Annotated in this window: 11 protein-coding genes and 1 tRNA gene; 6 read left to right on the top strand and 6 right to left on the bottom strand. The window is 65.1% G+C overall.

Going from position 1 to position 13,169, the window contains the following annotated elements; translation table 11 throughout:
- From BLQ03_RS06490 to thrS, 3 genes are all read right to left on the bottom strand, one after another.
- Positions 1-1,473 carry a class I adenylate-forming enzyme family protein gene (locus BLQ03_RS06490; RefSeq protein ID WP_090754072.1) on the bottom strand — a complete coding sequence of 491 codons (1,473 nt, stop codon included), beginning with the start codon at positions 1,471-1,473 and terminating at the stop codon, positions 1-3.
- A 165-nt stretch (positions 1,474-1,638) separates the two neighbouring features.
- On the bottom strand, positions 1,639-1,845 hold the full coding sequence (locus BLQ03_RS06485) for a cold-shock protein (protein WP_090754070.1): 207 nt from the start codon (positions 1,843-1,845) through the stop codon (positions 1,639-1,641).
- 208 nt (positions 1,846-2,053) lie between these two features.
- Positions 2,054-4,003 carry a threonine--tRNA ligase gene (thrS, locus tag BLQ03_RS06480; protein WP_090754067.1) on the bottom strand — a complete coding sequence of 650 codons (1,950 nt, stop codon included), beginning with the start codon at positions 4,001-4,003 and terminating at the stop codon, positions 2,054-2,056.
- Positions 4,004-4,195: 192 nt separating this feature from the next.
- On the opposite strand from thrS, the gene BLQ03_RS06475 reads away from it, so the two are divergent.
- The gene (locus BLQ03_RS06475; protein ID WP_090754065.1) at positions 4,196-4,924 is read left to right on the top strand and encodes an alpha/beta fold hydrolase; all 729 of its coding nucleotides are present in this window, start codon (positions 4,196-4,198) and stop codon (positions 4,922-4,924) included.
- A 39-nt stretch (positions 4,925-4,963) separates the two neighbouring features.
- On the opposite strand, the gene BLQ03_RS06470 is transcribed toward BLQ03_RS06475, so the two are convergent.
- Positions 4,964-5,437, bottom strand: a complete 474-nt coding sequence (locus tag BLQ03_RS06470; RefSeq protein WP_090754063.1) for a pyridoxamine 5'-phosphate oxidase family protein — start codon at positions 5,435-5,437, stop codon at positions 4,964-4,966.
- A 122-nt stretch (positions 5,438-5,559) separates the two neighbouring features.
- A complete protein-coding gene (phaZ, locus tag BLQ03_RS06465) occupies positions 5,560-6,906 on the bottom strand; it encodes a polyhydroxyalkanoate depolymerase (protein WP_090754061.1) in 1,347 nt (448 codons plus the stop codon).
- 101 nt (positions 6,907-7,007) lie between these two features.
- Between phaZ and BLQ03_RS06460 the strand changes: the two genes are divergently transcribed.
- The 5 genes from BLQ03_RS06460 (at position 7,008) to BLQ03_RS06440 (ending at position 12,351) form a co-directional block, all read left to right on the top strand.
- Positions 7,008-9,362 (top strand): PHA/PHB synthase family protein, encoded by a 2,355-nt coding sequence (locus BLQ03_RS06460; protein WP_342672008.1) that lies wholly within the window; start codon positions 7,008-7,010, stop codon positions 9,360-9,362.
- A 193-nt stretch (positions 9,363-9,555) separates the two neighbouring features.
- Positions 9,556-10,029, top strand: coding sequence for a Phasin (locus BLQ03_RS06455; protein ID WP_090754060.1), 474 nt, complete (start codon positions 9,556-9,558; stop codon positions 10,027-10,029).
- 139 nt (positions 10,030-10,168) lie between these two features.
- Positions 10,169-10,783 carry a polyhydroxyalkanoate synthesis repressor PhaR gene (gene phaR / locus BLQ03_RS06450; RefSeq protein ID WP_090754058.1) on the top strand — a complete coding sequence of 205 codons (615 nt, stop codon included), beginning with the start codon at positions 10,169-10,171 and terminating at the stop codon, positions 10,781-10,783.
- Positions 10,784-10,821: 38 nt separating this feature from the next.
- Positions 10,822-10,911 (top strand) — tRNA-Ser (locus BLQ03_RS06445).
- Positions 10,912-11,025: 114 nt separating this feature from the next.
- A complete protein-coding gene (locus BLQ03_RS06440) occupies positions 11,026-12,351 on the top strand; it encodes a tyrosine-type recombinase/integrase (RefSeq protein ID WP_139166648.1) in 1,326 nt (441 codons plus the stop codon).
- Positions 12,352-12,904: 553 nt separating this feature from the next.
- Here the strand turns inward: BLQ03_RS06440 and BLQ03_RS06435 are convergent.
- Positions 12,905-13,169, bottom strand: a 265-nt coding sequence (locus tag BLQ03_RS06435; RefSeq protein WP_139166646.1) for a transposase, incomplete at its 5' end; no start/stop codon positions are given.

Here is a 13,169-nt window from a genome sequence, read left to right as displayed (position 1 = left end):
TCAGGCGTCCTTCCTGTGCGCCTCGCGCAGGGCCCGCCGGTTGATCTTGCCGGTGGGCGTGCGGGGCAGGGCCTCGATAGGGATGAACTCGCGCGGCTGCTTGTAGCGGGCAAGGCCCGCTTCCGCCGCCGCGCGCATCGCCTCGGGCGTGGCCGGGCCGGTCCAGAAAGCGGCGATGATCGAGGCACCCGGAACCGGCAGTTCCGTCACGGCCACGTCGCCCGCGCCGGGGACGGGAACCAGCACGTCCTCGACCTCGGCAGGCGCCACGCGGAAGCCGCCTGCGTTCATCATGTCGTCGGCGCGGCCCAGGGTCGAGATCGCGCCGTCCACGGCCTGCACCGCCAGGTCGCCCGTCAGGAACCATTCGCCCTGGAACTTCGCCGCGGTTTCCTCGGGCTGGCCGAGATAGCCCAGGAACAGGCCCGGATCGCTGCGGTGAACGGCCAGCACACCGGGCTGACCGGGGGGCAGGGGCTCGCCCTCGTCCGACAGGATCGCCACGCGGCGGCCCGGCTGGGGATAGCCCGCCGAGCCTTCGGGCGCGGGACGGGCAGGAGAGCCCGACAGGAAGGTCGAGCATTCCGACATCCCCATCGCCTCGTGCAGTTCGGTCCCAGTGCGGTCCTTCCATGCCCGGCGCAACTCGGGATCGAGCCTTTCGCCCGCCGTCAGCCCGTGGCGCAGGTCCGGCAGCGGCGCCCAGTCGGCGCGCAGCATCCGGCGGAAGACGCCCGGCGCCCCGGCGATGATCGTGGCGCCGTTGCGGCGGGCCAGCAGGGGAATCTGCTCGATCGCCGTGCCGTCGGCCGGGATCAGCGCGGTGGCGCCTGCGGTCCAGGGGTCCATCAGCCCCGTGCCCAGCGTGAAGGTCCAGTTGAAGGCGCCCGCGTGCAGCAGCCGGTCGCTGGGCTTCAACCCGTACCAGCCGTCGAACATCATCTGCCGGGCGAGAATCGCCCGATGCGCGTGCATGACCGCGCGCGGGCGCCCCGAGGTGCCCGAGGTATAGACGATATAAGCCAGCCGGTCGGCACTCCCGCGGTCGAACTCGGCCGGCGGCAGGGAAGCCATTTCCGCCAGCTCGGCCACGGGCATGACCGGCGCCGGGTCGCCTTCGGGCAGGTCGATGCCCTCGCCCGCGATGGTCAGGGCATGGGTGATCTCGCCCGCGATCTTGGTGACCTCGCGCGCCGTCAGCATGGCCGAGGTCGGCACGGGGATCAGCCCGGCCGCGATGCAGGCAAGATAGGCGACGGGGAAGGCGGGCTCGTTCCCGATCCGCAGCAGCACACGGTCGCCGGGCGTCAGGCCGCGTTCCCGCAGCCCCGTGGCCGTGCCCAGGACGGCGGCGCGCAGCCGCGCATGGGACCAGCGGTCGGCGCCGGTGGGCGAGACCACCGCGAGCGCCAGCTTGTCAGGCGAGGCCAGCCCCGCCGCGAGCACATGTTCGGCCAGATTGAAGTCCTGCATGGCGCCCTGAGTGCCGCCTGATGCGCGCCGCTGCAAGCCACTTGTGCGCATGATCCGCCGCCTGTGTCCCCGGCGCACAGCCGGGCTGCGCGCATGAAAAAACGGCCTGCGTTTCCGCAGGCCGCCAAGTGGCGCATCCGGACGGAGCGCGATGCGCCTATGAGATCAGAGCAGCTTGAGATCCGAAGCCGAGGCGCGGCCGTCACGGCCCGACTGCAGCTCGTACTGGATCTTCTGGTTGTCGTTCAGGCCGGTCAGGCCCGCACGCTCAACCGCGGAAATATGGACGAACACGTCCTTGCCGCCATCGTCGGGCGCGATGAAGCCGTAACCCTTGGTGGCATTGAACCATTTAACCGTGCCGGTCGCCATGACCTTCTCTCCTTCAGTATCCCGGTGGCGTCATTGCCGTTCCGGGCCGTGCAGCCCTTTCGCAGTCCGGCTGCCCCGTGAAGGGACGCGGTAGAAAGTCATGCTCACGCGACGTCAGGATGCCCGAATCGCCCGTAAACGCAAGCGGAGAATCGCGGCAAGCTCACGCGTGCGTGACGTTCCGGCAATTCGGCGCCGGTCGCGCAGGTCAGCCCCGCAGGTCCGGGGGCGTACCCTCGGCCATCAGGCTTTCCAGCGCCGCGTCCAGCGTCACCGATTCCGACCCCTGCCGGTCCAGGCGGCGGATCGAGACGGTGCGCTCGGCCACCTCCTTCATGCCCACGGCCATGATGACGGGCACCTTCTGCAGGGAATGCTCGCGGACCTTGTAGTTGATCTTCTCGTTGCGGATGTCCGCCTCGGCCCGGATGCCGGCGGCGGTCAGCGCGGCCACGACCTCGCGCACATAGTCGTCAGCATCCGAGACGATCGAGGCCACGACAACCTGCCGGGGGGCGAGCCACAGCGGCAGCTTGCCCGCGTAGTTCTCGATCAGCATGCCGATGAAGCGCTCGAAGCTGCCCAGGACCGCGCGGTGCAGCATCACGGGGCGGTGTTTCTGGCCGTCCTCGCCCACGTATTCGGCGTCCAGCCGCTCGGGCAGGTTCGGGTCCACCTGCAGCGTGCCGCATTGCCACTGGCGGCCGATGGCGTCGGTCAGGGTGAATTCCAGCTTGGGGCCGTAGAAGGCGCCTTCGCCCTCCTGCACCTCGAAGTCGTAGCCCGCCGCGCGGCAGGCGTTGCCCAGCGCGGCCTCGACCCGGTCCCAGCTTTCGTCCGAGCCGATGCGCTTTTCAGGGCGCGTCGAGAGCTTGACCGTCCAGTTGTCGAAGCCGAGGTCGGCGTAGATGCGGGCCAGGAACTCGATGAACTTCTTCGTTTCCGGCTCGATCTGGGCCTCGGTGCAGAAGATATGCGCGTCGTCCTGGGTGAAGCCGCGCACGCGCATGATGCCGTGCAGCGCGCCCGAGGGTTCATAGCGGTTGCAGGACCCGAACTCGGCCATTCGCAGCGGCAGGTCACGATAGGACTTCAGGCCCACGTTGAAGATCTGCACATGGCAGGGGCAGTTCATGGGCTTGAGCGCGTTGACCGTCTTCTCGCGCGCATGTTCCTCGTCCACTTCGACGATGAACATGTTTTCCTGGTAGTTTTGCCAGTGGCCCGAGGCCTCCCACAGCTTGCGGTTCACGACCTGGGGCGTGTTCACCTCGACATAGCCGCCGCGCTTCTGCTGGCGGCGCATATAGTCCTGAAGCGTCGTGTAGATGTTCCAGCCGTTCGGGTGCCAGAAGACCTGGCCCGGCGCTTCCTCCTGCATGTGGAACAGGTCCATCTCGCGGCCCAGCTTGCGGTGGTCGCGCTTCGCGGCCTCCTCGAGCATGGTCATGTGGGCCTTGAGCTCGTCGCGGTTGCGGAAGGCCACGCCGTAGATGCGCTGCAGCATGGGCCGCGTGTTGTCGCCCAGCCAGTAGGCGCCTGCGACATGGGTCAGCTTGAAGGCGTCGGCGGGAAGCTGACCCGTGTGCTGCAGGTGCGGACCGCGGCAGAGGTCCTGCCAGTCGCCGTGCCAGTACATCCGCAGGTCCTCGCCCTCAGGGATGCGGTCGATCAGTTCGACTTTAAACGGCTCGCCCCGGTCCTTGTAATAGGCGATGGCGCGGGCGCGGTCCCAGACCTCGGTGCGGACGGGCTCGCGGGCCGCGATGATCTGCTTCATCTTCGCCTCGATGGCGCCGAGGTCGTCGGGCGTGAAGGGCTCGGCGCGGTCGAAGTCGTAGAACCAGCCGTAGTCGCGGACCGGGCCGATGGTGACCTTCACGTCGGGCCAGAGCTCCTGCACCGCGCGCGCCATGACATGGGCGAGGTCGTGGCGGATCAGCTCCAGCGCCGGGGCCTGATCCTTCATCGTGTTGATGGCGATGCTGCCGTTCCCGGTCAGGGGCCAGGCGAGATCGACATGGCGGCCGTCGAAGCTGGCGCTGATGGCGTTCTTCGCAAGGCTGGGCGCGATGGAGGCAGCAACCTCGGCCGCGGTGGTCCCAGCGGGATAGTCGCGGATGCTGCCATCGGGGAAAGTCAGGGAAATCTGGGACATCGCGTCCTCCCAATCGGTTTGGCGCCCACGGAACGCCCGGTTGCGGGTTATGTGCGGGCCCGTGTGGCGTGGCAGGGCGGGAGTGTCAATGCGGCGCTTGGTGGCGCGGTCGGACTGGGGCTTCACGCCCCCGTCGTCGTATAGGACGATCCCGTGGCATATGTGGGCAAAGAAGAAGAAGGAGCGAGGGCGATGTTTCACCGGACCGCATCGGGGCGACAACTGGCGTATGAGCGGCTGGAAGGGCAGGGGCCTGGCGTGGTGTTCCTGCACGGGTTCAAGTCGGACATGGGGGGAACCAAGGTCATCGACCTGGAAGCCTGGTGCCGCGATCAGGGCCGCGCCATGCTGCGCTTCGACCTGTCGGGACATGGTGCCAGCGAGGGGCGGCTGGAGGAGTTCGGCCCGGCCGACTGGCTGGAGGACGCGCGTGACGTGATCGACGCGCTGGCGCCGGGGCCGCAGGTGCTGGTGGGATCCTCGCTGGGCGGGTGGCTGGCGCTGCTGCTGGCACGCGCACAGCCGGAACGCTGGGCGGGGCTGGTGACGATCGCCGCCGCGCCGGATTTCACCGCGCGGATGCAGGCGGGCTTCACCGATCAGGACCGGGCGGCGCTGGTGTCGGAGGGCCGGATCGCGCGGCCAAGCGAATACGGCGAGGATTACGTCTTTTCGCGCCGACTGTTCGAGCAGGGAGCGGAGAGCAGCATCTTCGAGCGACCGCTCAGGTTGCCGATGCCCGTGCGGTTCCTGCAGGGAACGGCGGATGCGGATGTGCCGATGGAGGATGCGCTGCGGCTGCTGTCCCATGCCGAGGGTCCGGACATCCGGCTGGCGCTGGTCAAGGACGCCGACCATCGCTTCAGCGGGCCTCGCGAGTTGCGGATGATCCGCGAGGCGGTGGAGGAACTGGCGGGCTGAACGACGACGCCCGGCCTTCACGGCCGGGCGTTGCGGGTGTCAGAAGCTGACGGTGAAATGGTCGCCGGTGTCGGGCTTGGCGCCGGTGATCTTCGACTTCGCGATCTCGTAGAAGAAGCCGATGCGTCCGGCGGTGGTCCAGACCTCGGCCTCGGACATGGTGAACTTGAGCAGGCGGACGTCCGGGTCGCGTTCGTCGTTGCCGAACCAGCTGGAGGCCACGGCGTTCCAGACCTCGTCCAGCTTGGCCTTGTCGTTCGACAGCTCCAGCCTGCCCTCGATCCGGGCGTAAAGCTGGCCGTCACCGTCGCCCACCGCATGCACGGCCTTCTTCGCGCCGCCTTCCACAGCTTCGACCAGGTCGGTGCCGGCGGCGGTGATGAACCACAGCGTGGCGGTTTCCGGCTCGGCGTAATGCGACATGGGCACCAGCCGCCAGTCGGGCTCGGCGCCCAGCATCCCGGCGTTGATGCCTTCGAGGCGTTTCCAGAAGGTGTCGCGGTTGTCGGTCATGGGTCCTCCTATGCGCCCTCGTGGCGCGGACAGTCGCAAGTGCAACCCCGCTGCGCTGCAGCGGTTCCGCGCAAGCAAAAGGCCCCGGCGGGAAGCCGGGGCCTTTGAAAGGGGCAGAAAGATCAGACCGCGATCTTGCTGTCTTCTTCCGCCGGATCGCGGCGGGTGTCGCCGGGCCCGGTCATGCCGCGCAGGCGCTTGGGCCGGCTGGTCTGCTCGGGGTGCTGCGAATGCTCGTCCATGAAGTCCAGCACCATCGGGCGGATGTTGATGCGCCAGCTCTTGCCGGCAAAGATGCCGTAATGCCCCGCGCCGGGTTCAAGGTGCTGGGCCTTCTTCTTGTCGGGAACGCCGCTGCACAGCTTCAGTGCCGCCACGCACTGGCCGGGCGCCGAGATGTCGTCGTTGGCGCCCTCGACGGTCATGACCGCGACGTCCCTGATCTTGCCGATGTCGACCGCGCGGCCTTCCACCGTGAAGCGGTTGCCCGCGATCTCGCATTTCTTGAAGACGCGCTCGACGGTGGACAGGTAGAACTCGGCCGTCATGTCCATCACGGCGAGGTATTCGTCGTAGAACTTGTTGTGCTTGTCGCCCTCGGAGCCTTCTCCTTTGGCTTCGGCGACGATCTTGTCGCGGAAGGCACGGGCATGGGTTTCGGCGTTCATGGCGATGAACGAGGTCAGCTGCGCCAGCCCCGGATAGACCATCCGGCCCACGCCCCGGTATTTGAAGCCGACCTGCTGGATGAACAGGTGCTCGAGCTCGCCCATCGTCATGCGGTTGCCGAAATCGGTGACCTCGGTCGCCGCCGCATCCGGGTCGATGGGTCCGCCGATCAGCGTCAGGGTGCGGGGCTGGGCGGCGGGCTCATCCTCGGCCAGCAAGGCGGTGGCGACAAGCGCCAGCGGCGCGGGCTGACAGACCGCGACCACATGCAGGTCGGGTCCCAGGTGCTTCATGAAGTCGACGAGATAGCGGGTGTAATCCTCGACGTCGAACTTGCCCTCGCTGACCGGAATGTCGCGGGCATTGTGCCAATCCGTCACCCACACGTCGCAATCGGGCAACAGGGATGTCACGGTAGAGCGCAGAAGGGTGGCGTAATGGCCGGACATGGGCGCGACCAGCAGGACGCGGCGGGCCATCGGCTCGCGCCGGGCGACGCGGAAATGGACCAGGCTGCCAAAGGGACGGCGGATCACCGGCTCGACATAGACCAGGTGGTCTTGGCCGTCGGCGCTGGGGATCGGCGGGATTTCCCAGTCGGGCTTGATGACCATGCGGGCGAAGCTGCGTTCCGTGACGCGGCCCCAGGCGCTCATGACCTTGAAGAAGGGCGAGGGGATCATGGCGAACAGCGGATAGGAGGCCATGGCCCGGGCCGAGGCGCCCATCCACTCGTTCGTGTTACGCAGCGTTTCCATCGCGTCATAGGACAGCATGCCCCGTGCGCCTTTGTAGACCATCGCCACGAACTCCCTGGAATATTCCCTGTGCGTAAAGGCGGGTTTGCGATCAGCGTCAACCTGGTCTTTAATGCAAATAGGGGTAGCGAGGATCCAATGTCATGGCCAAGAAACGTCAGAATGACGTGACGGAAAAAGCGCGGCGAACGGCAGCTTCGAACGTTGTCCAGCCGGAACAGCAGCTTGATGCTGCAATCGCAGAAACTTTGGGCGCGACCGTGATGGCTGCGGGGCACGAGGACGCCATCCTGGCCGACGAGATCACGAGCCTGGAATCGGATGTCCCTGTCTCCGTGACCGAGTCGATTCTGGCCGAAGCGGCGGTCTCCGCCCCCTCCGGGACGCAGGAGGAGGACGGGCAAGCGGCCGTTTCGGAGGCGGAAGAGGCTCGCGGCGAATCGCCGCCCCCGCAGGAGCCGGCCCCCGCCGGAGAGGCGCAGCCTGCCGCCGCGGCCGGGAATCAGGACGAGGATGCATCCGCAGCAAAGCCGTCCGACGAGATCCCCGAGGAGGAGGTGAATCCCCTCGAAAGTCTGGGCGTGATTTCGGCCGAGGAGCTGGCCGACGCGGTGGCCGAGGCCGAGGCGGAAGCCGCCGCCGAGCCGGTCACCGTGACCGACGAAGGGATTGCCGCAGCGCCCGCACCTGCGCCCGTTGCGGAGGGGCAGGGGACCGCGCCCGCGGGGCATGAGAACCCGCTGACCGCGCCCGGCCTGACCGAGAAGCTGGCCGAGAACATCGCCCGGATCGAAAGCCTCAGCCAGCGCCTGCTGCGCGCGGTTGCCAGCAAGCCGATGCGCGCCGCCTCGATCGAAGGGCCGGGCCCCGAGCTTTACGGCTCGGTCGCGCAGGCCTGGGTGAAGCTGGCGACCGAACAGCCCGCGCGCCTGATCGAGCAGCAGGTCCGTTACTGGGGCGACACGCTGCGCCACGTGGCCGAAGCCCAGGGCGCGTTCCTGCACGGCTTCCAGGCGCCCGCCGGAAGCGACACGTCCGACCGCCGCTTCAAGAACCCGCTGTGGCACACGAACCCCTTCTACAGCTTCGTGATGCGGCAGTACCAGATCAACGCCGAGGCGATCCGCAAGGCCACCGCCGACCTGCAGATCGACAACGAGGTCGAGCGCCGTCGCGTGGACTGGTTCACCCGCCAGATGATCGACATGCTGGCGCCCACCAACTTCCTGGCAACGAACCCCGACGCGCTGGTCAAGGCGCTGGAAACCGAGGGCGACAGCCTCGTGCGGGGGCTCGAGAACCTGGTCCGGGACATCGAGGAAAGCGGCGGCGAGATGATCGTCTCGCTGGCCGACCGCAGCGCCTTCCGCGTGGGCGAGAACATCGGCACCACGCCGGGCGAGGTTGTCCACCGCACCCGGATGTTCGAGCTGATCCAGTACCGGCCTCTGACGGACCAGGTGCACAAGGCGCCGCTGATCGTCTTTCCGCCGTGGATCAACAAGTACTACATCATGGACCTCAAGCCGCAGAACAGCCTGCTGCGGTGGCTCGTGGAACAGGGCCACACGCTGTTCGTGGTATCGTGGAAGAACCCCGACGAAAGCTTCGCCGATGTGGCCATGGATGACTATGTGGCGGCCTATCTCGAGGCGATGGACAAGACGCTGGAACTGACGGGCGAGCGGCAGCTGAACGCCCTCGGCTACTGCATCGGCGGCACCACGCTGACGGCGACGCTGGGCGTGCTGAAGCAGCGCGGCGACGACCGGGTGAAGTCCGCGACCTTCCTGACCACGCTGACCGACTTCTCGGACCAGGGAGAGTTCACGACCTTCCTGCAGGACGACTTCGTCGGCGGGATCGAGGACGAGGTCCGGCGCACCGGCTACCTGTCGGCCAAGCTGATGCAGCGGACCTTCAGCTTCCTGCGGGCCAATGACCTGATCTGGGGGCCTGCGATCCGCAGCTACATGCTGGGCGAGACGCCGCCCGCCTTCGACCTGCTGTTCTGGAACGGCGACGGCACCAACCTGCCGGGGCGGATGGTCACGCAATACCTGCGCAAGCTGTGCCAGGCGAATGCGCTGGCGCGCGAGGGCTTCGAGATCCTCGGCCATCGCGTCCATCTGTCCGACGTCACCGTGCCGGTCTGCGCCATTGCCTGCGAAAGCGACCACATCGCGCCCTGGCATCACAGCTGGAAGGGGATCGCGCAGATGACCTCGGCCGACCGCACCTTCATCCTGTCGGAATCGGGCCATATCGCCGGGATCATCAACCCGCCGGGCAAGGTGAAATACGGGCACTACGTCTCGCAGGCCGATTTCAGCGGCACGCCCGAGGACTGGCGGGGCCACGCCCGGCACAACGAGGGCAGCTGGTGGCCGCGCTGGGCCGAGTGGCTGGCGCAGCATTCGGGACCGATGGTCCCGGCGCGCGAGCCCCAGGTCTCGCTGGCTCCGGCCCCCGGCATCTATGTCCACGAGGCGGCATGATCTTCGCGGCGCGACCTTCGGGTCGCGCCGCTTTTCATTCTGCCTGCCGGCATCATCCTGGTCCGGTTGGCAGAAGGCGCAAAAAATTGCGCAATCTTGCTGCAGTGCAGCATGACCCACTTGAAATGCTGCACTGCAGCATCTACTCTAGTGGCACTTCCACCACCTACTGACTGCCTTTAGGAGAGTTCCGATGGCCAAGACCCCCGACTTCACCAAGCCGTTCCAGGACATGATGGCGAACCTTCCCGTCGACACCTCGTCGATGACGGAAGCCTTCAAGTCCCAGGCGCAACTGAGCGAGCGCATGACCCGCGTGGCCCTGCAGGCCGCCGAGCGTTCGACCGAGATCTCGGCCGCCTGGGCCAAGGACACGCTGGCCCGCATGGGCGAGCTGACCACCTCGAAGGACCAGCCCGCCGACTACGCCAAGGCCATGTCGGACTTCGCCTCGGCCGCTGCCGAACTGGCCGCCGAGCACATGGCCGCCTATGCCGAGGTTGCCAAGAAGGTCCAGATGGACACCGTCGACCTGCTGCTGAACGCCGGCAAGGAAGCCCAGGCCGATGCCCAGCGCATGGCCCAGACCGCGACCACCAACATCCAGAACGTCGCCCGCCAGGCGCAGGATGCGGTCACGAACCCGGGCAACAAGGACAAGGCCTGATCTTGGCCACGGGGCCGGTCGCGGCCTCTCGTTCCTGACCCATGACGCAGCGCGCGCCCGCGACGGGCGCGCGTTTTTGCTTTGCAATCGCGGCGCCCCCATCCCATCATTGCTGCAGATGCATCAAAGCGAAGCCGCCATGCCCGCCGAAGCCGCCAAGTCGAAGCCCGAGCCGCTGCTGATCAAGCGCTATGCCAGCCGGCGGCTCTACAATACCGAGACCAGCGACTACATCACGCTTGACGAGATCGCCAAGGTGGTCCGCGAGGGACGTGAGGTGCGGATCGTGGACCTGCGGTCCGGCGACGACCTGACGCGCCAGTATCTTCTGCAGATCATCGCCGAGCACGAAAGCCGGGGCGAGAATGTTCTGCCCGTGGACCTTCTGACCGACCTCGTGCGCAGCTATACCGCGCAGGCGCAGTCGGTCGTGCCGCAGTTCCTTGCCGCCAGCTTCGAGATGCTGCGCCACGGTCAGTCCAAGATGATGGAACAGCTGACCGCCCTGCAGCACCCCATGGCCTCGATGCCCGGCTTTTCGGAAATGCAGCGCCAGCAGCAGCTGTTCCTGAAGGCGATGATGGGCGGCTGGGCCGGCAGCAGCAGCCCCGCCCGCGACGAGGACGAGGACACCCATCCTCCCGAGCCCACGCCGTTGCACGGCAAGTCCCGTTCCGCGCGGCCCGCATCCGAAGAAGCGGAGGATATCCGCCGCCAGCTGGCCGAATTGCAGGCGCGCATCTCCAAGCTCTGACTTGCAGGGCGCGCCGTGGCGGGCTAAACCCCCGCCACGGACGGTTGGCCGAGTGGTCGAAGGCGCACGCCTGGAAAGTGTGTAGGCGGGGAACCGTCTCGAGGGTTCGAATCCCTCACCGTCCGCCAAATCATCTGAGTTTCTTATTTGAAATCAAATGGTTAAGCGATCTCTGAGCTTCCACAAGGTGACACAAGAGGTGACACACTGTGGTCTTGCTGTTCGACTCAGGGGCCTTTCGCTTGTCCGCTAAGTACATTCAAAAGAGAGGAAATGTCTGGTACTTCCGCCGCCGCGTGAAGGCTGGATGCGAAGGCTTGCACCGAGACGCTTCGGGAAAGCCTCAGTCGGTTCTGTTTTTCTCCTTGCAGACCGTTGACCAGAGAGAGGCCGCCAAGAGGGCAGATGAACACGCCCGCAGGCAGGATGCTCTTTGGGCCAATCACCTGAGAGGCACTGATGAAGCTGTCAGCCCCAAGGCGGCGCTGGCACGTCTAGAGGCCGCCGGAGTGAAGCCCGGAGACGGGGTGCGGTATCGGGACACTCTCACCATTGATCGGCTGATAGATGAACTGACGGGCGGTCCCTACGAGCCCTTTGAGCATCATCCGGAGCCCAGCGCCCAAAACCGGCTTACCCTTGACCTGCTGATGGGGAAGCAAGTCCCTCGCACTCTCAGCGATGCCAAGGACAAGCACATCGAGCTAGGAAAGGGGCCAAGGAATAAGATCGGTCAGCAGCAGTTTGACCGCGCTTGGGACCTGCTCATGGGCATCACCGGAGATGCAATCATCATTGATGTTCGACGAGGCCACGCCAACGAGTTTGTTGCCAAGCTGCGGTCTAGGAGTGTCTCTGCCGAAACAATCCGAAAGTATGTCTATCAGATAAAGCCCGTTCTCGACACAGCTATTAGGGAGTTTGAGCTAAAGCTGGAAAGGGGAAACCCGTTCGAGGGACTTACTATCTCGGAAGCCGAGACTTCGCCGCCAAATGAGCGGCTACCGTATAGTGCTGAGGAGCTACGGGCTATTCAGAAGAAATGCCGGGAGACCGATGATCAGAGGCGCTGGGCTATCTCGCTGCTATCAGACACCGGGGCACGACAGGCAGAAATTGTGGGGCTACGGAAGGATGAGGTCTTCTTATCCGACGATGTTCCGCACGTCTTGATTCGCCCCAACCAGAATAGAAGACTCAAGAACAAGCAGTCGGAGCGACGGGTTCCCTTGGTTGGGGAGGCTTTGTGGGCGGCGCAGAGAGCCATGACCACAGAGGGCGACAATTTGTTCCCTATCTTTCAGCCGAAAGCCTCAGGCAAGGAGTTTAATGCCAATACTGCATCCGCTGCTCTTAACAAGTGGATGAAGGACAACGGGCTGGCGAAGAAAGGTCAAGGGCTCCATAGCTTCCGCCACACCTTTGTGGATCGCCTCAGAGACGCCGGGGTGCCTAAAGATATTCGTGAGCAAATTGGAGGGTGGAAGCCTCAGGGCGTAAGCGAGGGTTACGGTAAGGGTTTCAGTCTTGCCAAGCTGAAAGACGCGATGCTTAAGATTGTTATTTAAAGCATGGGAGTGACATAAATGCTCAGAAGTTTAAGTTTGTTAGCAGCCGTGTACTGTGGTGCAGCGCAAGCCGATCCGCTCAACCTTTACTGTCGTGGGTTCTATGTCGGCGATGGTAGCGGGATTGCCTTTCACATAACACTTGATCGCCGTTCGGGCGCTGCCAGCTATGCATGGGGCAAGGAGTACTTCACGGGATGCGATGATATAACCTGTCTGCTCAATCATCCAAGGGAAACCCCTCACAACCCGACTGAACAGATTTCAATCGACAGACTAACGGGGGCCTACCGCCACAGCACCGTGGGGCCGTTCCGCGTAATTAGTATGTCAGAGGAGGGAGGGTGTGTTGTGGTGGATCGAAAGTTTTAAGTTGTCGAGATTGTAAGGAAGGATTTTCGCAATTCTGCTGGGCTAATTTTAGTTCTCTGCAATTTCTGTTCCCTATTCCAGAGAGAGTCACTGGTGAGGTCGCTCTAGCTTTCTGGCACCGACCTGCCGGGAATAACTACTCGACCTTTGGGGTGCCTTTAGGGTCAGGACTCGTTAAGTTTCATAGCCAGAAGATGATGGTTGCGGCGAGTGCGATAGCGGACAGGAACACCTTCGGGCATCTGTCGTAACGCGTGGCGATGCGCCGCCAGTCTTTCAGGCGGCCAAACATGATCTCGATCCTGTTGCGGCGTTTGTAGCGGCGCTTGTCATATTTTACGGACCGTCCACGGGACTTTCGCCCCGGAATGCAGGGAGTGATCCCTTTGTCTTTCAGGGCATTTCTGAACCAGTTGGCATCGTAGCCCCGGTCTGCCAGCAACCAT

This window comes from Paracoccus chinensis (assembly GCF_900102885.1).
In the GTDB taxonomy this organism is placed as follows: domain Bacteria; phylum Pseudomonadota; class Alphaproteobacteria; order Rhodobacterales; family Rhodobacteraceae; genus Paracoccus; species Paracoccus chinensis.
Note: the sequence above shows the minus strand (reverse complement) of the source record. Positions and strands in the feature narration are given on the sequence as shown.